We start from the raw sequence: 21,924 nt of genomic DNA, 5'->3' as shown, positions 1-21,924 counted from the left end.
GAGTCGAGCCGATACTGGGGGCATGACGACAGCTCCCGGCACCGTGCTGGTCGTGGAGGACGAGGAGAGCATCGCAGACGTCCTCGCCATCGCCCTGCGCTACCACCGTTTCGAGGTCATGACCGCGGGCACGGTCCGCGAGGCGCTCGCGCTGACCGAGCACACCCGCCCCGACTGCGCCCTCCTCGACGTGATGCTGCCGGACGGCGACGGCCGCGCCCTGGGGCGTGAACTGCGCTCCCGCCGGCCGGAGCTGGCGCTGGTGTTCCTCACCGCGCGGGACGCGCCCGCCGAGGTCGTCGGCGCGCTCGGCTTCGGCGACGACTACATCACCAAGCCGTTCAACATCGACGAGGTCGTCGCCCGGATCACCGCCGTACTGCGCCGCACCCGCCCCGCCGACGTCCTCCCGCAGCGGGCGCCGCTGCGCCACGGCGACCTGGAACTGGACGAGACGACGTACTCGGTGCGCCGCGCGGGCCGCTCGGTGGAGCTCACCCCCACCGAGTACGCGCTGCTGCGCTTCCTGGTGCGCAACGGCGGCCGGATCGTGCCGAAGGAGCAACTGCTGCGCCACGTCTGGCAGTACGAGCACGCCCCGGCCGAGTCGACCGTCGTCGAGACCTACATCAGCTATCTGCGGCGCAAACTCGACACCCTGGGCCCGCCGGTGATCACCACCCGGCGCGGGGTCGGGTACGGCCTGGCATGAGGCTCCCGATCCGGAAGCCGGGCCGCGGGCGGGGCGTCCACTCGCTGCGCGGGGCGCTGACCCTGGCGAACGTGGTGCTGCTGGCCCTCGGCATCGTGGCGGCCACCGCGGTGAGCGTGATGGGCATGCGCTACTACCTGCTGGACCAGATCGACACGGAGCTGACCCGCACCCGGGACTCGCTGGGCGGCACGGAGCTGACGCTGCGGCAGATCGACTCGCTGAGCGTGCTGAGCTTCTTCCGCGACCGGGTGGACCCGGACTGGAACCGGGAGGAGGACCCGGACTCGATCTTCGCCGCCGTGAACACCCGGGGCGAGCCCGTCGGCGTCCTCGGCTTCGAACCGACGAAGGCCCAGCGCGACCTGGCCGACGCGGTGGGTGACGCGCGCACCCTGCTCCAGGACCCGGAACCGCACGACGTCACCGTGCGCGGCTCCGCCTACCGCGTCACCGCCGCCCGGCTCGCGGACGGCACGTACATCCTGATCGCCGGCTCCACCGAGGTGGTGCACCACGCCATCGCCAAGGCGGTCAAGTTCGACCTGGCCATCGGGACGCTGCTGTTGCTGCTGCTGGCCTGCCTGACCATGTTCAGCGTGCGGCGGCGGATGCGGCCGCTGGAGGACATGGTGGAGACCTCGTCGGCGATCGCGGAGGGGGACCTGACCCGGCGGGTGCCCTCCAGCCGGGAGACGATCCTCGAGGTGGAGCAGCTGCGGCTCGCCCTCAACTCGATGCTCCAGCAGGTCGAGTCGGCGTACCGCACGCGCGAGCGCAGCGCGGCCCAGCTGCGGCGGTTCGTCGCCGACGCCTCGCACGAGCTGCGGACGCCGCTGGCCGCGATACGCGGCTACCTCCAGCTGTACGACCGGGGGATGCTGCGGGAGCCGACGGAGCGCAGGCGGGCCTGGGACAGGATGCTGGCGGAGTCCGACCGCATGGGGCGGCTCGTCGACGAACTGCTGGTGCTGGCCCGGCTGGACCAGCGTCCCGAACTGCGGCTGCGGAACGTGGACGTGTGCCGGCTGGTGCGGGACGCGGCGGAGGACCTGCGGGTGCAGCAGCCGGAGCGGGCGGTGAGCGTGGACGCGGACGGCTCGGTACTGGTGCGCGCGGACGAGTCGGGGCTGCGGCAGGTCCTGGGGAACCTGCTGGGCAATGTGCGGACGCACACTCCGGCGGACGTCGCGGTACGGCTCGGGGTGGTCCGCGCGGACGGGGTGGTGCGGCTGTCCGTGGCGGACGACGGGCCGGGACTCGCGGCGGAGGACGCGGCGCGCGTCTTCGACCGCTTCTTCCGCGCGGGCGGGGGCGCGGGGAGCGGCCTCGGCATGGCGATCGTGCAGGGCGTGGTGCGGGCCCACGGGGGTGAGGTGGCGGTGCGGACGGCGCCGGGCGAGGGGCTGAAGGTGACCGTGACCCTGCCGGCCCGCCCGGGAGCGTGCCCGACGGACGACGGCACGACGCCCCCCGTCCCAGAACCCACCCCCGCGAGCCGCACGGCGTGAGACCGGTTCACTCCCCGACGGCCGCGAGGCCAGCGACCCGACCGGCTTCCAGGACACCCCCATTAACTGCGGGCAATCGTGCCTCCCCCAGTGCCTTGAAGGCCTGGGAGGTGCCCCCAGGGCGGCACGGGTGGGCGCGGCGGCACCCCGTGAGCGCGGGTAAGCGAAACCCACCCCCGGCCCGCGCCAGCGCCTCAGGCCTGCTTGGAGGCCAACTCGATCACCGTGATGTCCGACGGCGCCCCCACCCGCGTGGGCGGCCCCCACGCACCGGCCCCCCTGCTGACGTACAACTGCGTGTCCCCGTACCGCTCGAGTCCCGCGAGGGTGGGATTGGCCAGACCGGCCACGAGGTTGCCGGGGAACAGCTGCCCGCCGTGGGTGTGGCCGGACAACTGGAGGTCGACACCGTGGTCGACGGCGTCATGGATCTGCACCGGCTGGTGGGCGAGCAGCACACACGCCCGCCCCCGGTCCCGGTCCCCGAGCGCCTTCGCGTAGTCCGGGCCCTGCCCCTCGTCCTCTCCGGACACGTCGTTGACTCCCGCCAGGTCGAAGTGCGGCAGCTCCGTGCGGGCGTTCTCCAGCGGGTTCAGCCCGAGCCGCCGCACCTCCTCGACCCACTGCTCGGCACCGGAGAAGTACTCGTGGTTGCCGGTGACGAAGAACGAGCCGTGACGTGCCCTCAGCTGCGCCAGCGGGGCCGCGGCCGGGCCGAGGTCCTTCACGCTCCCGTCCACCAGGTCGCCGACGACCGCGATCAGGTCCGCCTGGGTCGAGTTGACCGTGTCGACGACCTTCTGCGCGAAGCCGCGTCCGAGCACCGGCCCGAGGTGGATGTCGCTGACCACCGCGATGCGGTAACCGTGCGCCGCGCGGGGAAGCTTGGCGAGCGGCACGGTGACCCGCTTCACCCGCGGGCCGCGCAGCACGCCGTACGTCCCGTAGCCGACGGTCCCCACGGCCGCCGCCGCGGCGGCCCCGCCGACGACACGGGAGACGAACAGACGCCGGGAGGGGGCGGCAGGCGTCTCCCGCGGGCCGGGGGCGGCGCTGTCTGCCGCCGGACCGTCCCCGTCCGTCCCGCCGTCCGTCCCGCTGTCAGGACCGCGCCCCGCGCCCTGCCCGGCCGCTATCGGCTCCGGCCGCGCGGGGACGGGTACCGCCTCCTCCGACGCCCCCGCCCGCCGCTCCAGGATCCGCCGCAGCACCGGGCGCACCAGTTCGCCCGCGAGCACCGCCAGCAGCAGGTACAGGGCCAGGGCCAGCCACAGGTATCCGGGCCAGGCCAGGACCTGCTTGAGCCAGAAGGGGGCCCCGCCGCGCCCGGCGACGAAGGCCCCGACGGTCAGCGCCCAGCCGCCGACGAACAGCACGGCGCCCGCGCGGCGCACCGCGCCCGGCCCCTCCGTGGTGTCCCGGAACAGGCGCCGCCACACGTACCAGTTGCCCGTCACCAGGACGGCCACGACCAGTAGCGCGATGAGTACGAAAACGATGGCCACGAGGCGGAGTTCCCCTGTTCCCGGTCAGGACGTCCGTGACGTCCGGCTCAGTGCGCGCAGTCCGCGCAACCCGATGCCCCCGATGACCGTCCCCAGTACGAAGGAGACGACGGCGAGCGTCAGGTGAACGAAGAAGTACGCCGTCGGGTGCCCGTCCTCGAACGCGAGTCCGCTGCTGTCCTTGACCAGGTTCTTGACGAAAGTGACCCAAATGACCCAGCTCCACACCCCGAAGGCGAGCAGGAACCAGGAGACGGGGCGGCTGAGCTTCATACGCCCAGTATCACCGGGCGGTGTCCGGATCCTTGCCCGGGGTGGGGGCCTGCCCGGGACTTCGTCAGGCATGGCATGTACGTTTCCGGTCGTGCCCGCACCCAAGAACACCGTCCGGCGATCGCTGCTGGTCGCCTCCGCCGTCCTGCTCTCCACCGCGCTGACCGCGCCCGTCGCGCTCGCGGCCCCGAAACCGTCGACGAGTCCGTCGGCCACTCCCCCGGCGAAGATGTCCATCGTGGGCGGTACCCGGCTCGGTCAGGCGGGGACGCAGGTCAACCTCGCGAGCGGGGTGCCGGTGCTGCCGAAGGGGCTGTCGGCCCGCTCCTGGATCGTCGCCGACGCCGAGTCCGGCGAGGTGCTCGCCGCCCACAACGCGCACTGGCGGCTGGCCCCCGCGAGCACGCTGAAGATGCTGTTCGCGGACACGCTGCTGCCGAAGTGGCCCAGGACGACGAAGCACAAGGTCGAGCCGTCCGACCTGGCCGGGGTCGGCTCCGGTTCCAGCATGGTCGGCATCAAGGAGAACGAGACGTACACCGTCCACGACCTGTGGCTGGGCGTCTTCCTCCGCTCCGGCAACGACGCGGTGCACGTGCTGTCGGCGATGAACGGCGGAGTCGAGGACACCGTCGACGAGATGAACGCGCACGCCGAGGAGCTCCAGGCGCTCGACACCTTCGTGGTCAGCCCCGACGGCTACGACGCCCCGAAGCAGGTGTCGTCCGCGTACGACCTGACGCTGATCGCCCGTTCCGGGCTGCAGAAGAAGGACTTCCGGGAGTACGCCTCGACGGTCAGGGCGCAGTTCCCCGGTGAGACGAAGAAGAACAAGAAGGGCAAGAAGGTCCGCGAGTCCTTCGAGATCCAGAACACCAACCGGCTGCTGGCCGGCGACACCGACGTGCCGGTCTACCAGGGCATAGCCGGGGTGAAGAACGGCTACACCACCAACGCGGGCAACACCTTCACCGGTGTCGCCGAGCGGGACGGCAAGGTGCTGCTGGTCACCGTGATGAACCCGTCGAAGAACGAGCACAACGAGGCCTACAAGGAGACCGCGAAGCTCTTCGACTGGGGTTTCAAGGCGGCCGGCAAGGTCGAGCCGGTGGGTGAGCTGGTGCGGCCGAGGAGCGCGACGCAGGCCGATGCCCAGCCGGGCCCGTCCGCCTCCCCGGGTGAGGCCGGGGGCACCGGGGACGGTGCCGTCGCGGCCGGTTCGAAGCCGGTGGCGAGTGCCGCGTCGGGCGGCGGAACCGACGGCGTCGGGGTCGCGCTGGGCATCGCCGGCGGAGTGGTGGTGCTGCTGGCGGGGGGCGCCTTCCTGGTCAACCGGCGCTGGCCGCTGCCGGACCTGGTGCGCCGCCGCTCGCGTCCGTGACCCCGGGGACCTCGTCCCGCTTGCTCCCCGTCGCCGTCCAGGCGGCGCAGAACAGGACCAGTTTCGAGGTGAGGTTGATCCACAGCAGCAGGGCCACCGGGACGCCGAACGCGCCGTACATGCTCTTCGTGGCCACGCCCTGCAGATAGCCGCTGAGCAGCAGCTTCAGCAGTTCGAAGCCGACCGCGCCGGTGAGGGCGGCGACGATCAGGCGGTGCCGGGCGGGTTCGACGCCGGGCAGCAGGGTGAGGACGTACAGCAGGAGCAGGACGTCGGCACCGACGGCGACGGCGAACGCCGCCACGTGCAGGACGATCCCGCCCCAGCCGCCCTCCTCGAGCCCGAGGGCACCGCTGATCCGGCCGACCATCGCGGAGGCGACGGCGGAGGCGGCCAGGGTGATCAGCACCGCGCCGCCCAGGCCGACGAGGACGCCCAAGTCCTTGCCCTTGCGCAGGAAGGGGTTCTCCTCCTCGTCGGGCAGTTCCCACACCGCGCGCAGGCACGCGCGCGTGGAACCGGCCCAGCTGACGCCGGTGAACAGCAGCGCGGCACCGGCGATGAGCCCGACGGTGCCGGCGTTCTCCACCAGGTCCCCGATGTCCAGCTGGTCGGAGATGCCGGGCACCTGGTCGGTGATCCTGTCCTGGAGGGTCTCCCGCTGTTCCCGGCCGAGGGTGGCGGCGCCGATCGAGGCGGCCACGGTGAGCAGCGGGAACAGCGCGACGAAACTGGTGAACGTCATCGCGGCGGCCAGCCGCGCCCAGTGCACCCGGTCCAGGCGCTCGTACGACCGCCACGCGTGCGTGAGCATCAGCCGGGCCGTCCACGGCCCGACGACCGGAAGCCTTTTCAGCCAGTCCATGATCCGACCCTGCCCCGTCCCGGAGGCCCCATGTCCCGGCGCCCCCGTGTCCTGGTACCCCGGGACCGGTTTTCCACGGCCGGTGGCGGAGCGGACGGTTCCTCACCAGCCGGCCGCCGCCAGGGCGTACATCGCCGCCCAGACCAGGCCGATGACGGCGAGCGCGCGGTCGCCCAGCACCACGTCCTCGGGTTCGCCGGCGGTCCCGCGGTCGGCGAAGACGGCGTAGCGGAGGACGGCGAGGACGAAGGCGACCACGGACAGCTGCCGCCAGGGCAGCACGCCGGCGTGCGGCACGCCGCTGCCCTCCTCCAGGGCCCACAGGCAGTAGCCGAGGACGGCGACACCGGCGGCGAGCTGCCAGACGAAGCGGAGGTAGCCGGTGGTGTACTCGGTGAGCAGCGCGCGCGTGGCGCCCTCCTTCCCGGTCATCCGCACGGCCTCGGAGTAGCGCTTGGCGGCGACCATGAACAGCGCGCCGAACCCGGTGGTGATGAGGAACCAGCGGGACAGGGGGATGCCGAGGGCGAGTCCGCCGATCACCGCGCGCATCACGAAGCCGGTGGTGACGACGACGAGGTCGACGACGAGGACGTGCTTGAGGCTGACGCAGTACGCCAGTTGCATGACGAGGTAGGCGGTCAGCAGCGCGGCGGCCTCCGGGGGGCACAGCCGGGCCGCGACGACGGGCGCGAGGACGCCGAGGGCGGCTCCGGCGGCGTAGGCGGCCGGTACGGGGACCTGGCCGGCGGCGACCGGGCGGCGGCACTTGACGGGGTGGGCGCGGTCGGCGTCGGCGTCGCGCGCGTCGTTGACGAGGTAGACGGCGGCGGCGCAGGCGGTGAACAGGACGAAGACCAGGGCGAGCCGGGTCAGGGCGTGGACGGAGAACAGTTCGCCGGCGGCGGCCGGGGCGGCGATCACCAGGACGTTCTTGACCCACTGCTTGGGCCGCGCGGTCAGCAGCAGGCCCCTGAGCAGGCCGCCCCTGCCGGGCGGTGCGCCCTGCCGCCGGTCGGAGCGCTCGCGCAGGAGGGTCACGCGGGGCCTCCCGTCATCCAGCGGGCGCCGAGGCGGGCCGTGAGCGCGCCGAGGGCGGCGCCGGCCGCCACGTCCGACGGGTAGTGGACGCCGGCCACCAGGCGGGAGACGCAGACGGCGACGGCGAGCGGGGGCACCGCGCGGGCGCCCAGCGCGCCGAAGGCGACGGCGGCGGCCGCCGCCGAGGTGGCGTGCGAGCTGGGGAAGGAGTGCCGGCCGACCGCGGTGACCAGGGGTTCGACGTGCGCGGGGCGCGGACGGCGCACGACCCGTTTCAGCACCGAGCCGGCGACGTGGGCGCCCGCGGTGAGCGCGGTGCCGCGCAGCCAGGCGCCGCGCCGGGGCCGGTCGACGACGGCTCCGGCGAGCCCCGCGGCGAGCCACACCGCCCCGTGCTCCCCCGCCCGGGACAGGAGCCGCGCGGCACCGGCCACGCGGGGGTCCGCGCCGTACGCCCTGCAGGCCGAGACGATCCGGTGGTCCATGCCGCGGGGACCGCGGGTGCGGGGGAGGCCGTGGAGGTCGTCCATGGGGAGGTCGTGGAGGTCGTCCATGGGGACCCACTGTTCACGCTCCGCGGGCCGGAATTCCCGTCGTCCGGGAGCGACATCCCATTAATCACCCGTTTCAGGGACGGGGGTCACGTTTCAAAACTAAAAAGTCACATAGGGACGATACGGTCACCGTCATGCCTGCCGACACCGTTCCCGTCACGGGGTGGGGCCGCACCGCTCCCACCGCCGCCCGGCTGGTCCGCCCACGGACGTACGAGGAGGCCGCCCTGGCCGTCCGGGAGTGCGGGTCCCGCGGGGGCATCGCGCGGGGGCTGGGACGGGCGTACGGGGACGCGGCGCAGAACGCGGGCGGCGCCGTGCTCGACATGACGGGCCTGGACCGCGTGCACGCGATCGACGCCGACGGCGGCACCGTGCTGTGCGACGCGGGCGTCTCCCTGCACCGGCTGATGGAGGTGCTGCTGCCGCTCGGCTGGTTCGTGCCGGTGACGCCGGGCACGCGCTACGTGACGGTCGGCGGGGCGATCGGCGCCGACATCCACGGCAAGAACCACCACGTCTCCGGTTCCTTCTCCCGCCACGTGCTCTCCCTGGAGCTGCTCACCGCCGACGGCCGGGTCCGTACGGTCGTGCCGGGCACGCCGCTGTTCGAGGCGACCGCGGGCGGCATGGGCCTGACCGGGGTGATCCTCACCGCGACGATCCGGCTCCAGCCGGTCGAGACCTCGCTGATGCGCGTCGACACCGAGCGCGCGAACGACCTCGACGACCTGATGGCCCGCCTCGCCGACACCGACCACCGCTACCGCTACTCGGTCGCCTGGATCGATCTGCTGGCCCGCGGCGCCGCCACCGGCCGCGCGGTGCTCACGCGCGGCGACCACGCCCCCCTGGACGCCCTGCCCCGGAACGCACGCGCGCGCGGGGAACCCCTCTCCTTCCGCACCTCCCGCCTCCCGGCCGCCCCCTCCTTCCTCCCCGGGGGCCTGCTCAGCCGCACCACCGTGGGACTGTTCAACGAACTCTGGTACCGCAAGGCCCCCCGCGCTCGCACGGGACAGCTCCAGCGGATCCCCGCGTTCTTCCACCCCCTGGACGGCGTGCCGCACTGGAACCGCGTCTACGGCCGGGGCGGCTTCGTGCAGTACCAGTTCGTCGTCGGGCACGGCCGGGAGGACGTCCTGCGCCGGATCGTGCGCCGGATCTCCGAGCGCCGCTGCCCGTCCTTCCTCGCCGTCCTCAAGCGCTTCGGGGAGGCCGACCCCGGCTGGCTGTCCTTCCCGGTGCCGGGCTGGACCCTGGCCCTGGACGTCCCGGCCTCGCTGCCCGGTCTCGGCGGCTTCCTCGACGAACTCGACGAGGAGGTCGCCGGCGCCGGCGGGCGCGTCTACCTCGCCAAGGACTCCCGGCTGCGCCCGGAGCTGCTCGCGGCCATGTACCCCCGCCTGGACGACTTCCGCGCGCTGCGCGCCGCACTGGACCCGCGCGGGGTGTTCGTCTCCGACCTGGCCCGCCGCCTCCACCTCTAGACACCCCCCAGGAGCCGTCATGAAGGACGCCTTCGGCCTCCCCCAGTCCCTGCTCGTCCTCGGCGGTACGTCCGGGATCGCGCTGGCCACCGCGCGGCGGCTGATCGCCCGCCGCACCCGCACGGTGTGGCTGGCCGGCCGCCCCTCCCCCGGCCTGGAGGAGGCCGCGGAACAGCTGCGCGGCCTCGGCGCCGAGGTGCGCACGGTCGCCTTCGACGCGCTCGACCCCGCCGCCCACGAGGACGCCCTCGGCAAGGTCTTCGCCGAGGGCGACGTCGACATGGTGCTGCTCGCCTTCGGCACCCTGGGCGACCAGGCGCACGACGAACGGGACCCGTCGGCCGCGGTGCGGGTCGCGCAGACCAACTACACCGGCGCGGTCTCGTCGGGCCTGGTGTGCGCGAGCGCCCTCCAGGCGCAGGGCCACGGCTCGCTGGTGGTGCTCTCCTCCGTGGCGGGCGAGCGGGCCCGCCGCGCCAACTTCATCTACGGCTCCAGCAAGGCCGGCCTGGACGCCTTCGCCCAGGGCCTCGGCGACGCGCTGTACGGCACGGGGGTGCACGTCATGGTCGTACGCCCCGGTTTCGTCCGTACCCGGATGACCGCCGGGCTTCCCGAGGCGCCGCTGGCCACCACGCCGGAGGCGGTCGCGGCGGCCGTCGAGCTGGGGCTGCGGCGCCGCGCGGAGACCGTGTGGGTGCCGGGCGCGCTGCGGGTGGTGATGTCGGCGCTGCGGCACCTGCCGCGCGGGGTGTTCCGCCGGCTGCCGGTCTGAGGGCCGGGGGCTCAGTGGGCGGAGACGGATCCCCGGTCCACGCTCCCGGACTGCGGGGGCACCACCACGGTGCCGAAGGGGAACTCGCGCAGCTTGCGCCACACCCCGTCGGCGCCCTGTTCGTAGAGCGCGAAGCCGGTGCAGGGCCACTCGGCCTCGTAGCCGGCGAGCTCCTCGAAGGCGCGGTCCATGGCCGCCTCCTCGATGCCGTGCGCCACGGTGACGTGCGGGTGGTACGGGAACGGCAGCTCGCGGGCGACCGGGCCGGAGGCGTCGCGGACCTGCTTCTGCAGCCAGGTGCACGCCTCGCCGCCGTCGACGACCCGGACGTACACCACCGGCGAGAGCGGCCGGAAGGTGCCGGTGCCGGACAGCCGCATCGGGAACGGGCGGCCCGCCGCGGCGACCTCGCCGAGGTGCGCCTCGACGGCCACCAGGTCGGCCTCGTCTATCTCGGTCGGCGGCAGCAGGGTGACGTGCGTGGGGATGCCGTGAGCGGCGGCGTCGCCGAAGCCCGCGCGCAGCTGCTGAAGCCGGCTGCCGTGAGGCTCCGGGACCGCGATCGACACACCGATCGTTACGGTCCCCACGTCGTCTCCTGTCGTTGTGGTGGTGAAGCGCGGTGGTGGAACTGCGGTGAGCACCGGGTGACCGCCCGAGCGGTCACCCTGTCATCGACTGTACGACCACGACCCGGATGCGGGCAGGCGCAACCGGAGTGATGTGCAGCGCTGTGCGGTGGTACGGACGGCGGCCGTGGGCCGGTTCAGCGCCGGTGCGGCGGCCGGTGGTTCAGTGCTTGGCGGGCAGGAAACCGACCCGGTCGTACGCCCGGGAGAGGGTCTCCGCGGCGACGGCGCGCGCCTTCTCCGCGCCCTTGGCCAGGATCGAGTCGAGCGTCTCGGGGTCGTCCAGGTACTGCCGGGTGCGCTCCTGGAACGGGGTCACGAACTCGACCATGACCTCGGCGAGGTCCGTCTTGAGCGCGCCGTAGCCCTTGCCCTCGTACCGCTGCTCCAGTTCGGGGATGTCCGCCCCGGTGAGGGTCGAGTAGATCGTGAGGAGATTGCTCACCCCGGGCTTCTCCACGACGTCGTAGCGGATCACCGTGTCGGTGTCGGTGACCGCGCTCTTCACCTTCTTGGCGGTGGTCCTCGGCTCGTCCAGGAGGTTGATGAGGCCCTTCGGCGTGGACGCCGACTTGCTCATCTTGACCGCCGGGTCCTGGAGGTCGTAGATCTTCGCCGTCTCCTTGAGGATGTACGGCTTCGGCATCGTGAACGTCTCGCCGAACCGGCCGTTGAAGCGGTCGGCGAGGTCGCGGGTGAGCTCGATGTGCTGGCGCTGGTCCTCGCCCACCGGCACCTCGTCGGCCTGGTAGAGCAGGATGTCCGCGACCTGCAGGACCGGGTACGTGAACAGGCCGACGGAGGCGCGGTCGGCGCCCTGCTTGGCGGACTTGTCCTTGAACTGGGTCATGCGGGAGGCCTCGCCGAAGCCGGTGAGGCAGTTCATGACCCAGGCGAGCTGGGCGTGCTCGGGGACGTGACTCTGCACGAAGAGCGTGCAGCGCTCCGGGTCCAGACCGGCGGCCAGCAGCTGGGCGGCGGCCAGCCGGGTGTTGGCGCGCAGCTCGGCGGGGTCCTGCGGGACCGTGATCGCGTGCAGGTCGACGACCATGTAGAACGCGTCGTGGGTCTCCTGCAGGGCCACCCACTGACGGACGGCGCCGAGGTAGTTGCCGAGGTGGAACGAGCCTGCGGTGGGCTGGATTCCGGAGAGCACGCGGGGTCGGTCAGTCGCCATGCCCACTATTCTCTCAGGCTTCCGGGGTCGCTCGGGCACGGGTCCGGAACAGGATGTTCCGGTCCGTGCCCGGTGGTACGGCGAGGGCTCGCGGCCGGGATCGCCGGAGCTCCGGCCGGTGCGCCGCACGGCGGCCCGGTGGGTGACCGGGCCGCCGCGGGGCGCGTCGGGCAGGGCCGGGCCGCCTCAGCCGAGGTCGACCTCCGGGTAGAGCGGGAAGCCGGCGACGAGGTCGGTGGCGCGGCGGGAGATCTCGTCGGCGACCTTCGCGTCGAGGACGTGGGCGGCCTTGGAGGGGGCGCCGGACTTGGTGGTGCCCGGCTCCGTGCTGGTCAGGACGCGGTCGATGAGACCCGCGACCTCGTCCATCTCGGCGGCGCCCAGGCCGCGCGTGGTCAGCGCGGGGGTGCCGACGCGGATGCCGGAGGTGTACCAGGCGCCGTTGGGGTCGGCCGGGATGGCGTTGCGGTTGGTGACGACGCCCGAGTCGAGCAGGGCGGCCTCGGCCTGGCGGCCGGTGAGGCCGTAGGAGGTGGCGACGTCGATCAGGTTGAGGTGGTTGTCGGTGCCGCCGGTGACCAGGGTGGCGCCGCGCCGCATCAGGCCCTCGGCGAGGGCGCGGGAGTTGTCGACGATGCGCCGGGCGTAGTCCTGGAAGGCGGGCTGCCGGGCCTCGGCGAGGGCGACGGCCTTGGCGGCCATGACGTGCGGGAGCGGGCCGCCGAGGACCATCGGGCAGCCGCGGTCGACCTGGTCCTTGAGGGAGTCGTCGCACAGCACCATGCCGCCGCGCGGGCCGCGCAGCGACTTGTGGGTGGTGGTGGTGACGATCTGGGCGTGCGGGACGGGGTCGAAGTCGCCGGTGAGGACCTTGCCGGCGACGAGACCGGCGAAGTGGGCCATGTCGACCATGAGCGTGGCGCCGACCTCGTCGGCGATCTCCCGCATGATCCGGAAGTTCACCAGACGGGGGTAGGCGGAGTAGCCGGCGACGATGATCAGCGGCTTGAACTCGCGGGCGGAGGCGCGCAGGGCCTCGTAGTCGATCAGGCCGGTGGCCGGGTCGGTGCCGTAGGAGCGCTGGTCGAACATCTTGCCGGAGATGTTCGGGCGGAAGCCGTGGGTGAGGTGGCCGCCGGCGTCCAGGGACATGCCGAGCATGCGCTGGTTGCCGAAGGCCTGGCGCAGCTCGGCCCAGTCGGCCTCGGAAAGGTCGTTGACCTGGCGGGCGCCGGTCTTCTCCAGGAAGGGGGCCTCGACGCGGTCGGCGAGGACGGCCCAGAAGGCGACGAGGTTGGCGTCGATGCCGGAGTGCGGCTGGACGTAGGCGTGGCGGGCGCCGAAGAGCTCCTTGGCGTGCTCGGCGGCGAGCGACTCGACGGTGTCGACGTTGCGGCAGCCGGCGTAGAAGCGGCGGCCGACGGTGCCCTCGGCGTACTTGTCGCTGAACCAGTTGCCCATCGCCAGGAGGGTGGCCGGGGAGGCGTAGTTCTCGGAGGCGATCAGCTTGAGCATCTCGCGCTGGTCGGCGACCTCCTGGCCGATGGCGTCGGCGACGCGCGGCTCGACGGCGCGGATCACGTCGAGGGCGGAGCGGAAGGCGGTGGAAGCGGGGGTGGGCTCGGCTGGCATGGGGACCTCCGGACGTTGTGGTCGGCGTTCGGGTCGGCCCAGGCGCACGGCACATGTTTCGGGCCCGAGGGGTCCGGGGCCGCTTCCCGATGGTTGTTCCCATCCTTGCGCGCCAGTCACGGCCCACGGTCACATTACCGGGTGGCACGAAGTGCCACGGGGAGGCGTCCACCATGCGGGCGTCGGCCTCCGCCTCGTCGGCGCGGGCGGCGCGGGCGGCGCGGGCGGCGCGGGCGGCGCGCTAGAGGATCACGTGGGGCAGGAAGCGGGCGTACTCGTCCGTCACCAGGCCCGACGACTCCCGGATGCCCAGGCCCGCCGACTCGTTCTCCACCACCCAGGTGCCGAGGACGACGTGGTTGCCGTCGAAGGTGGGGAGCGGGGCCAGCTGCTGGTAGCAGCAGGGTTCGTCGCGGAGCACGGGGGCGGAGCCGGGCTCGTGGAGGGTGACGCCGGCGCCCTCGCGGCCGAGCAGGGGCTTGGCGACCCAGCCGGTGGTGTCGGCCAGTTCCCGCGGGCCGTCCAGGTAGGCGGGGAGGAGGTGGGGGTGGCCGGGGTAGAGCTCCCAGAGGATCGCCAGGAGGGCCTTGTTGCTGAGGAGCATCTTCCAGGCCGGCTCGATCCACAGGGTGGAGCCGGTGCCGCCGCCGTTGTCGAGCGTGTCGAGGACGTGGTCGGCGAAGCGGTCGGTGGTGAGCCACTCCCAGGGGTACAGCTTGAAGATGCTGCGGATGAACCGGAGGCCCTTGTCGACGAAGCGGCCGGAGAGACGGTCCCAGCCGATCTCCTCCATGGAGATCCAGTCGGTGTCGAGGCCGGCCTGTTCGGCGGTCTCCTTGAGGTAGGCGACGGTCATGAGGTCCTCGCCGTACTCGTCGGCGGAGGAGTGGGCGAAGTACAGGGGGCTGCCCGGCGGGAGGAGGGCGGCCTGTCTCCTCCAGGCGTCGACGAGGCGTTCGTGGAGGGAGTTCCACTGGTCGGCGCCGGGGAAGCGTTCCTCCATCCAGAACCACTGGGGGGAGGCGGCCTCCACCAGGGAGGTGGGGGTGTCGGCGTTGTACTCCAGGAGTTTCGCCGGGCCGGTGCCGTCGTAGCGCAGGTCGAAACGGCCGTAGACGGAGGGGAGTTCGGCGCGCCGGTGCCAGGCCTCGGCGACCGCGCGGGCGATGCGCGGGTCGGTGATGCCGAGGTCGGCGAAGCGGTCGGCGGTGACGATGTGCCCGGCGGCGGCGAGGCACATGCCGTGCAACTCCTCGACGACCTCCTCCAGCGCCTCGACCTCGTCCAGGCCGAAGACGTAGTAGGCGCTCTCGTCCCAGTAGGGGCGCAGGGATCCGTCCGGGTGGCGGGTGAGCGGGTAGACGAGCCCCTGCTCCTCGACGGTCTCCTGCCAGCCGGGGCGGGGCTCGGTCGTACGTCGTTCCATGATCCGGTCAGCCGCCGCTGCTGCCGGAGCCCGAGCAGCCGAAGCCGCCCCGGTCGACGGCCTCGCTGCGGCTGAAGGTGCCGTAGTCGGCGTAGCCGTTGCTGACGTCGGCGTCGTAGTACCAGTCGGCGTCGCCGGTGCTCTTCTTGCAGTTCCTGTCGGCGACGACCTTGTAGCCGTTGGCGTAGTCGTAGCTGTCCCGGTCCACGCACCGCCGGTCCGGATCCGACCCGCACGAGGTCAGCGCCGCCGCGAGGACACCCATCCCCCCGAGCACCACCGTGCTGGACCTCAACCGCCGTCGTGACTCCGCCATGTCCTTCACTCCCCCTCGTACTTCCCCGGGTCACCTTCCCCGGCTCGCGGCGGACAGCCTAGAGACCGCCCGGCGGGCGCACGCGGGAGCCCCCGCTCCCGCCCCTCCCGCCGCCGCCCTTTCGCCCCCTTTGGCACACATGGGCCGATTCCGTGGCTCGTGGTGCGCCCCGCGCGGCCTCCACCTGTCCGTTTCCTCCCCGGGACGCGTGCCGGCGTTCCCGGCGAAGACGGCGCCGCAGCCGGTACCGGCTCTTCCGCCTGCCCGCCCCGGTCACCGCGTCCAGGACCAGTGCCAGGGCGAGAAGCACGGCCAGGACCGCCTGGGACACGGCGGCCACCCGCAGACCGGCCCGCCAGAGACCGTGGCCGATCGCCGCCGAGGAGACCGCTCCCCCGCTCACCACCAGGAAGAACCGCCTCGCCGCACCGGGAACGGGCCCTCCCCTGGCCCACTGCTTCAGGCCTTCGACGAACCAGAAGGCGACCAGCGCCGCCCCTTCGAGCCCGGACAGCAGGACCGCCGAGCCGAGGTCCAGGACCCACGTCAGCATGCCCACCATGCTGACGCGGACGGGCAGCCGCACGCCTGAGTACGGCTACTCGGATCCGAGTGGTCCCGGCGGGGAGCCACCGGCCGCGTCCCCTCCGCCGACGGCACCCGCGCACCTCCGGTGCGTCAGGGCAGCGCCCGGCACAGGGCGTCCAGGGTGCTCGCCCAGGCGTGGTCCGGCGGGGTGGCGTAGCCGACCACCAGGGCGTCGCCCGCCTCGGTGCCGGCGGCGGGGTGGCGGAAGCGGGAGAGGCCGTGGACGGCGAGGTTCTGCCAGGTGGCGGCCTGGACCACGGACCGCTCGGTGCCGGGCGGGAGTCGCAGGACGGCGTGCAGGCCGGCCGCGATGCCGGTGACCCGGACGTCGGGGGCCCGGGCGGCGAGGGACTCGACCAGCAGGTCGCGGCGGCGGCGGTAGCGCAGGCGGGCGGCCCGGACGTGGCGGTCGTAGGCGCCGGAGGTGAGGAACTCGGCGAGGGTGAGCTGTTCGAGGACGCCGACGCGGTGGCCGCCGCCGTGGGCGACGACGTCCGGGAGCAGGGACGGGGGCAGGACCATCCAGCCGAGGCGGAGGCCGGGGGCGAGGGACTTGCTGGCCGTGCCGAGGTAGACCACGTGGTCGGGGTCGAGGTCCTGGAGCGCGCCGACGGCCTGGCGGTCGTAGCGGAACTCGCCGTCGTAGTCGTCCTCCAGGATCAGTCCGCCGGTGCGGCGCGCCCAGTCGACGACGGCGGCGCGGCGCTCGGGGCGCAGGGCACCGCCGAGGGGGAACTGGTGGGCCGGGCTGAGCAGGACCGCGTCGGCGGCGCCCGGGTCCTGTGCGAGGGTGCCGAGGGAGTCGAAGGGGAGCGGGACGGTGGTCAGGCCGGCGCGGGCGGCCAGGTCCCAGTGGGTGTCCAGTCCGTAGGACTCCACGGCCAGGGTGCGGGCGCCACGGGCGCGCAGGACCTCGCAGAGGAGGCGGAGGCCGCCGGCGAAACCGGCGCAGACGACGATCCGTTCGGGAGCGGTGCGTACGCCGCGCACCCGGGCGAGGTAGTCCGCGAGGGCCGTGCGCAGTTCGGGCCGGCCGCGCGGGTCGCCGTAGCCGAGGGCGTCGTGCGGGGCGGTGGCGAGGGCGCGGCGGGTGGCCCTGAGCCATTCGGCGCGGGGGAAGGAGGAGAGGTCGGGGGTGCCCGGGACGAGGTCGTACGTGAGCCGGCCGGGGGCCCGGCGCGGGGACGGCCGGCGGGTCGGCGGGGTGGGCACCGCGCGGTCGGCGACCCGGGTGCCGGAGCCCTGCCGGGCGGTGAGCCAGCCCTCGGCGACCAGGTCGGCGTAGGCGTCGGCGACGGTGTTGCGGGCGATGCCCAGGTCTGCGGCGAGGGAGCGGGAGGAGGGCAACCGGGTGCCGGGGGCGAGCCGGCCGGTGCGGACGGCCTCGCGCAGGGCCTCGGTCAGGCCGCGGCGCAGGCCGGGCCCGGCCGGTTCGAGGTGGAGGTCGATGCCGAAAGTGGCCCAGCGTTCCGCCATGGAAATGGACCATACCCCTGGGCTGCCCCGCTCCTAGGGTCGAGGCATGATCGCTCCTGAGACGAACACCGAGTACGCCCCCGAGCCGCCCGTCCGGCTGGAGTGGGCCCGGCACGCCCCCGAGGTCTACAAGGCGATGGTCCGGCTGGACTCCGCCGCCAGGAAGGGGCTCGACGCCAAGCTGTACGAGCTGGTGAAGATCCGCGCTTCGCAGCTCAACCACTGCGCCTTCTGCCTGGACATGCACACCAAGGACGCGCTCGCGGCGGGCGAGAGCGTCGAGCGGATCATCCAGCTCGGCGCCTGGGAGGAGTCGCGGCACTTCTACACGGAGAAGGAGCTCGCGGCGATCGAGCTGACCGACGCGGTCACCGTGCTGACGGACGGCTTCGTGCCGGACGAGGTGTACGAGCGGGCCGCCAAGTGGTTCGAGGAGCCGGAGCTGGCGCAGCTCATCGCCGCGATCGCGGTGATCAACGCGTGGAACCGGTTCGGTGTGACCTGCCGGATGGCCCCGGGCCACTACACGCCGGGACAGCGCGGGTGACGACCCGTACGCCCCGTACGACCCGTCTCGACGCCGGTGTCCGCAGCGCGCTGCGGGCGGTGAGCGCCGCCGCCACGAAGGGCCTCGGCGACCCCGGGCTGGCCGAGCTGGTGCAGATCCGGGCCTCGCAGCTCAACCGCTGCGCGTTCTGCCTCGACATGCACCTCGCCCTCGCCCGCCGGGGCGGGGCGGTGCGCGAGGCCCAGCTCGACCTCCTGGACGCCTGGAGCGAGGCCGGGGACGACGTCTTCGACGCGCGGGAGCGGGCCGCGCTGGAGCTGACCGAGGCGGTCACGGTGCTGACCGAGGGTTTCGTGCCCGACGAGGTGTACGAGCGGGCGGCCCGGCACTTCGACGCCGCCCGGCTCGCCCACCTGATCGCCCTGATCACCGCCGTCAACGGCTGGAACCGGCTGATGGTCGCCCGCCGCATCCCCGCGGGCTCCACCGAGTGGTGAACTCCGGTCGCCGGTGCGTGCGCGGTCCATGACCGGCGGTGCTCCGGGGAGCGGGGTGCGGCGGAACGACGCAGCGGGACAGGGGTGCCGGGTGCGGCCGGGAAGTCCTCGGGTCAGCCCTGTTCACAGGTGGTGTCCGGGGGGCAGAAGTGGGCGACGGCCGTCAGTACCAGGTCCAGTTCGGGGTCGATGCCGTCGGTGGGCGGGCCGTACGCGGTGATCGCGTACGTCCTGCCGTCGCCCGGAGCGCGGAAGCGCACGTCCTGGACGTGCCAGCTGCCGACGTCCGGCTCGCCCCGCAGGGAGTCGGCCCGGTACTCCAGCCGCTGCCCGGAGACGCCGGCCTCGTCGACCGGCTCCAGGGAGACCTTCTCGAAACCTTCGGCCTTCGGCGTGCTGTCGGACAGGAACAGGTCGAAGGACTCCTCGGGGGAGGACTCCGCGACCTCGTACACCTGGAGACGGCGGTATCCGTCGGCGCTGCGGTAGTTGACGACGTCCATGCCGTGCTGGGAGGCCACCGCCTCGCGCGTCCAGCCCAGCGGGCGGGCGATGGTGAAGCCCTCGGCGTCGGTGTGGAGCTCGTAGTCGGCGGGGAGTCCGGACGCCCGACCGGAGGGGGAGCCGGTGTCGTCGCCGGTGGGTTCGACGGCGGCCGTGCCCACGTCCGACGGGCTGGGGGTCACGTCGGACGTCGGCGCCGGGCCGGAGGTGGCCGCGTGGTCGTCGCGGGAGCCGGGCCCGCCGTCCGCCGCGTCGTCGTCGACGACCAGCGTCAGCAGCAGCGCCACGGCGGCCCCGGCCGCGGCGGCTCCGCCCAGCACGCCCCACAGGAGCCGTCGGCCGGGGCCCCGGCCGACGGGCGGTGCCGGCTCGGCGGGCGGCCAGGCCACGCCGTTCGGCGGTTCGGGGACGGACCATGCTCCGTGACCTCCGTGACCCGCGGCGGGCCCCGGTATGCCGCCGCCCGCCGGTATGCCACCCGTCGGTATGCCGCCCGCCGGTACGGTGACCGTCGGCACGTCGTCCGGCGCGTCCGGGGAGCCCGCCGAAGCACCCGTCGGCGCGTCCGGCTCGAGCGGCAGGAACTCCGGGAGCGGCGGGGGCGGCGGGGTGACCGGTGCGGCGCCGTCGCCGCCGTCCTCCCAGCGCTGGGCGTCCTCGTTCCAGTACCGCTGTCCCCCGCTCATCGCGTCCCTCTCACATTCCCAGCAGGCCGGCGACGGCTCCCGCCGACGCGAACAGCGTCACGATGTTCTGGGCGTCCGTGAGCACCTCGCGCAGCCGCCGGAGGCGGCCCTCACCGGCCGTTCCGGTCCGGGCGATCTCCTCCTCGGTCTCGGCGAGGGTCTCGTCCAGCCGCGCGGCCTGCTCGTTCTCCCGCAGCCTGGCCAGGTCACCGCGGAGTTCCCGCACGGCCGCCAGCAGCTGCTCGGCGGACTCGTCGCGTGACGCCGGGGCGCTGTTGTGGGTCGCGGCCCGGGCGTTGTCGCCGAAGGCGAAGGAGGAGTTGTCGGCGCGGTTGATGCTGATGTTCGGCTCGTTGACCGCCATCGCTAGTCGGATCCCTTCTGCGGCCGGGGGCCGCCGGTCGTGGTCTCGGCGCGCGCGTGGTCACCGAAGGCGAAGGAGGAGTTGTCGGCGCGGCCGATGTGCACCGCGCCGTTGCTGATGTTGACGATCTTCTGCACGAACTCGCCGGTCTCGTAGCCGGCCTCCGCCAGGGCCAGCCGCACCCCGCGCCCGATGCGGTCCTGGACGCTCCTGAGGTACCGGGCGACGTCCATCTCCTGGAAGGTGGACCCGGAGGGCGCCGAGGCCAGTTCCCGCACCGAGAGGGCCGGACCGTCGGGCAGCGCGTGCGCGTGTCCGCCGGTCAGCATCCGCCACAGGTAGACCGCGCCCCGGCCGAGTGTCACCAGCGAGCGGCCCGCGGAGCCGGGCACCAGGACGGCGGCGCCGGCGATCCGGCCGGCCGGGTTGTCGTGGAGGAACCGGTGCGAGGTGCGGTCGGCGTCCTTGAAGTCCGCGCGGACCGGCCTCAGTACGTGCGGGGCGATCTCCAGCATGAGCATCCGGCCCTGGGTGTGGACGCGCACGAAGACCGTGACGACCAGTTCCTCCTCCCAGCCGCCGACGCGGATGCGCAGGAAGTGCCGGCGCTTCTCGCCGCCCTCCTCGACGGCCCTCCCCCGGTGCTGCTCGAACTCCGCCGGGCCGTAGGGCGCCTGGTCGCGGCTGAGGAGCCCTTCGACGGGCAGGAACACGCACTCGTCGATCTCCAGTCGGCGCAACCGGTCCCGTACGCCGGGGCCCGCGTACTCGGCGGGCACGCGCAGCTGCTCCAGCAGCGGCCGGATCCGCTCGAGGATCGCGCGGTTGCTGAGCGGCTGCTGCTTCTTCTCCTCGTCCGGCCGCAGTTCCACGGCGAGCACCCAGGTGTCGTACGCCTCGCCCGCCCCGCAGAACGGGCGCGCCTCGTGGTACATGACCAGGGGTGTGTGCTGTTCCAGCCGGATGCGGTGCGCCAGCCGCCGCAGCCGCTCCCCGTCGGCCCGCTCGGCGGGGTCGCCGGCGGCGTCCGGAAAACGCCGCGGGGACAGTTCGTCGGCGAGGGCGCGGGCGAACTGGTTGCGCTGGGCCGCCGTGCACAGGCCGACGCAGACGAGCACACCGATCCCGAGCCAGGCCTGCCACGGTTCGGCCAGGGTTCCGAAGGTGTCGCCGAGCAGCTCCATCGCGTCGTCTCCGCCGGAGCCGTACGAGGACTCGTACCCGGAGTCGTCGTCCGTGCCGCCGCCGAAGGCGACCGTCCCCAGCGTCAGCAGGGCGAGCCCGGTGAGCACCCGGCCGGTCCAGCGTGCCAGGAACGCGGCGAGCCAGCGGTACCAGGGCGGCTGCGCCGCCCGCCCGCGGAGCAGGGGCGCGGCGGCGAGCAGCAGGCCGGGCCAGAGGAAGAAGACGAGCAGGCCACCGCTGAGCGGTCCGCCCACCACCCACAGCCCGAGGACGGCCGCCGCCCACAGCAGCTCGTGGCGCCGGGCGCGCAGCGCGTGCGCGAGGACGCGGGCGGCGTCGAAGCCGAGCGAGGGCGCGACGACGCGCTGCTCGTTGAGGTAGAGCTGCTCGATGACCTGGTCGCGGTAACCGGAGTCCAGGTAGACGCCCGCGCACAGCAGGCGGGACGCCTCGCTGGCGTGCGGTGGTGTGGGCGGCGGGTCGGACGGCGACGCCGGGCCGGTGTGCTGTGGCTGCTGCGGCACGTATGCGGTGCTCACGCGGATCCCCCGATACGCGAATGGAAGCGACCGGCACTCAAAGTGACGGGGGATCAGCATAGGGGAAGCGGAGGTACCTGCGAACCGGATTACCGAGCGAAATCATGTTCGGGGTGCCGGGCACGCATGGAGGCCGAACACGCGCGGAGGCCCGGCACGCACGGAAGCCGGACACGCGCGGAGGCCCGGCACGCACGGAAGCCGGACACGCGCGGAGGCCCGGCACGCACGGAAGCCGGACACGCGCGGAGGCCCCGCGCCGGACGAACCGGCGCGGGGCCCCGCGGAGA

22 protein-coding genes and 1 riboswitch are annotated in these 21,924 nt (G+C 73.5%); of the genes, 7 read left to right on the top strand and 15 right to left on the bottom strand.

Annotated elements, in window-relative coordinates; all coding sequences use genetic code 11:
• Positions 1–22 precede the first annotated feature (22 nt).
• Positions 23–712 carry a response regulator transcription factor gene (locus tag ACH5AO_RS08870; RefSeq protein ID WP_398923259.1) on the top strand — a complete coding sequence of 230 codons (690 nt, stop codon included), beginning with the start codon at positions 23–25 and terminating at the stop codon, positions 710–712.
• Complete coding sequence (locus tag ACH5AO_RS08865) at positions 709–2,223, top strand: sensor histidine kinase (RefSeq protein ID WP_398923257.1); 1,515 nt, start codon at positions 709–711, stop codon at positions 2,221–2,223. Before ACH5AO_RS08870 ends, ACH5AO_RS08865 begins: the two co-directional genes overlap by 4 nt.
• Before the next feature lie 194 nt (positions 2,224–2,417).
• On the opposite strand, the gene ACH5AO_RS08860 is transcribed toward ACH5AO_RS08865, so the two are convergent.
• Complete coding sequence (locus ACH5AO_RS08860) at positions 2,418–3,728, bottom strand: metallophosphoesterase (protein ID WP_398923255.1); 1,311 nt, start codon at positions 3,726–3,728, stop codon at positions 2,418–2,420.
• A 24-nt stretch (positions 3,729–3,752) separates the two neighbouring features.
• The gene (locus ACH5AO_RS08855) at positions 3,753–4,001 is read right to left on the bottom strand and encodes an SCO4848 family membrane protein (RefSeq protein ID WP_030829790.1); all 249 of its coding nucleotides are present in this window, start codon (positions 3,999–4,001) and stop codon (positions 3,753–3,755) included.
• 91 nt (positions 4,002–4,092) lie between these two features.
• On the opposite strand from ACH5AO_RS08855, the gene ACH5AO_RS08850 reads away from it, so the two are divergent.
• Positions 4,093–5,382 (top strand): D-alanyl-D-alanine carboxypeptidase family protein, encoded by a 1,290-nt coding sequence (locus ACH5AO_RS08850; protein WP_398923253.1) that lies wholly within the window; start codon positions 4,093–4,095, stop codon positions 5,380–5,382.
• Here the strand turns inward: ACH5AO_RS08850 and ACH5AO_RS08845 are convergent.
• The 3 genes from ACH5AO_RS08845 to ACH5AO_RS08835 form a co-directional block, all read right to left on the bottom strand.
• The gene (locus tag ACH5AO_RS08845) at positions 5,330–6,247 is read right to left on the bottom strand and encodes a YihY/virulence factor BrkB family protein (RefSeq protein ID WP_398923251.1); all 918 of its coding nucleotides are present in this window, start codon (positions 6,245–6,247) and stop codon (positions 5,330–5,332) included. The genes ACH5AO_RS08850 and ACH5AO_RS08845 overlap by 53 nt on opposite strands.
• Positions 6,248–6,349: 102 nt before the next feature.
• On the bottom strand, positions 6,350–7,288 hold the full coding sequence (locus ACH5AO_RS08840; RefSeq protein ID WP_398923249.1) for a decaprenyl-phosphate phosphoribosyltransferase: 939 nt from the start codon (positions 7,286–7,288) through the stop codon (positions 6,350–6,352).
• On the bottom strand, positions 7,285–7,818 hold the full coding sequence (locus ACH5AO_RS08835; RefSeq protein WP_398923633.1) for a phosphatase PAP2 family protein: 534 nt from the start codon (positions 7,816–7,818) through the stop codon (positions 7,285–7,287). Before ACH5AO_RS08835 ends, ACH5AO_RS08840 begins: the two co-directional genes overlap by 4 nt.
• Positions 7,819–7,976: 158 nt before the next feature.
• Between ACH5AO_RS08835 and ACH5AO_RS08830 the strand changes: the two genes are divergently transcribed.
• Both ACH5AO_RS08830 and ACH5AO_RS08825 read left to right on the top strand, forming a co-directional pair.
• Positions 7,977–9,332, top strand: coding sequence for an FAD-binding protein (locus ACH5AO_RS08830; protein WP_398923247.1), 1,356 nt, complete (start codon positions 7,977–7,979; stop codon positions 9,330–9,332).
• Between the two features lie 19 nt (positions 9,333–9,351).
• Complete coding sequence (locus ACH5AO_RS08825; RefSeq protein WP_398923245.1) at positions 9,352–10,107, top strand: decaprenylphospho-beta-D-erythro-pentofuranosid-2-ulose 2-reductase; 756 nt, start codon at positions 9,352–9,354, stop codon at positions 10,105–10,107.
• An 11-nt stretch (positions 10,108–10,118) separates the two neighbouring features.
• Here ACH5AO_RS08825 and ACH5AO_RS08820 read toward each other — a convergent pair whose 3' ends face one another.
• The 7 genes from ACH5AO_RS08820 to ACH5AO_RS08790 form a co-directional block, all read right to left on the bottom strand.
• Positions 10,119–10,697: a 2'-5' RNA ligase family protein gene (locus tag ACH5AO_RS08820; protein WP_398923243.1), complete on the bottom strand. Its 579-nt coding sequence runs from the start codon at positions 10,695–10,697 to the stop codon at positions 10,119–10,121.
• A gap of 202 nt (positions 10,698–10,899) precedes the next feature.
• Positions 10,900–11,913 (bottom strand): tryptophan--tRNA ligase, encoded by a 1,014-nt coding sequence (trpS, locus tag ACH5AO_RS08815; protein ID WP_398923241.1) that lies wholly within the window; start codon positions 11,911–11,913, stop codon positions 10,900–10,902.
• Positions 11,914–12,099: 186 nt separating this feature from the next.
• Complete coding sequence (locus ACH5AO_RS08810; RefSeq protein ID WP_398923239.1) at positions 12,100–13,545, bottom strand: glycine hydroxymethyltransferase; 1,446 nt, start codon at positions 13,543–13,545, stop codon at positions 12,100–12,102.
• Positions 13,546–13,574: 29 nt separating this feature from the next.
• Positions 13,575–13,675, bottom strand: a riboswitch (ZMP/ZTP riboswitch).
• 111 nt (positions 13,676–13,786) lie between these two features.
• Positions 13,787–14,971 (bottom strand): glutathionylspermidine synthase family protein, encoded by a 1,185-nt coding sequence (locus ACH5AO_RS08805; RefSeq protein ID WP_398923237.1) that lies wholly within the window; start codon positions 14,969–14,971, stop codon positions 13,787–13,789.
• 7 nt (positions 14,972–14,978) lie between these two features.
• Positions 14,979–15,287 carry a hypothetical protein gene (locus ACH5AO_RS08800; RefSeq protein ID WP_398923235.1) on the bottom strand — a complete coding sequence of 103 codons (309 nt, stop codon included), beginning with the start codon at positions 15,285–15,287 and terminating at the stop codon, positions 14,979–14,981.
• A 58-nt stretch (positions 15,288–15,345) separates the two neighbouring features.
• Positions 15,346–15,840, bottom strand: coding sequence for a hypothetical protein (locus ACH5AO_RS08795; protein ID WP_398923233.1), 495 nt, complete (start codon positions 15,838–15,840; stop codon positions 15,346–15,348).
• Between the two features lie 125 nt (positions 15,841–15,965).
• Positions 15,966–17,351 (bottom strand): PLP-dependent aminotransferase family protein, encoded by a 1,386-nt coding sequence (locus tag ACH5AO_RS08790; RefSeq protein ID WP_398923231.1) that lies wholly within the window; start codon positions 17,349–17,351, stop codon positions 15,966–15,968.
• A 46-nt stretch (positions 17,352–17,397) separates the two neighbouring features.
• On the opposite strand from ACH5AO_RS08790, the gene ACH5AO_RS08785 reads away from it, so the two are divergent.
• Positions 17,398–17,898 carry a carboxymuconolactone decarboxylase family protein gene (locus ACH5AO_RS08785; protein WP_398923229.1) on the top strand — a complete coding sequence of 167 codons (501 nt, stop codon included), beginning with the start codon at positions 17,398–17,400 and terminating at the stop codon, positions 17,896–17,898.
• Positions 17,895–18,356, top strand: a complete 462-nt coding sequence (locus ACH5AO_RS08780; protein WP_398923227.1) for a carboxymuconolactone decarboxylase family protein — start codon at positions 17,895–17,897, stop codon at positions 18,354–18,356. Before ACH5AO_RS08785 ends, ACH5AO_RS08780 begins: the two co-directional genes overlap by 4 nt.
• Positions 18,357–18,469: 113 nt before the next feature.
• On the opposite strand, the gene ACH5AO_RS08775 is transcribed toward ACH5AO_RS08780, so the two are convergent.
• Genes ACH5AO_RS08775 through ACH5AO_RS08765 form a run of 3 tightly spaced genes read right to left on the bottom strand, consistent with a single transcriptional unit; the run spans position 18,470 to position 21,634 of the window.
• On the bottom strand, positions 18,470–19,546 hold the full coding sequence (locus ACH5AO_RS08775) for a hypothetical protein (RefSeq protein WP_398923225.1): 1,077 nt from the start codon (positions 19,544–19,546) through the stop codon (positions 18,470–18,472).
• 10 nt (positions 19,547–19,556) lie between these two features.
• Positions 19,557–19,910 carry a hypothetical protein gene (locus ACH5AO_RS08770; protein ID WP_398923223.1) on the bottom strand — a complete coding sequence of 118 codons (354 nt, stop codon included), beginning with the start codon at positions 19,908–19,910 and terminating at the stop codon, positions 19,557–19,559.
• Between the two features lie 2 nt (positions 19,911–19,912).
• Positions 19,913–21,634 (bottom strand): hypothetical protein, encoded by a 1,722-nt coding sequence (locus ACH5AO_RS08765; protein WP_398923221.1) that lies wholly within the window; start codon positions 21,632–21,634, stop codon positions 19,913–19,915.
• Positions 21,635–21,924: the final 290 nt, after the last annotated feature.

It is taken from the genome of Streptomyces sp. NPDC018964 (assembly GCF_044390325.1).
Lineage (GTDB): Bacteria > Actinomycetota > Actinomycetes > Streptomycetales > Streptomycetaceae > Streptomyces.
Note: the sequence above shows the minus strand (reverse complement) of the source record. Positions and strands in the feature narration are given on the sequence as shown.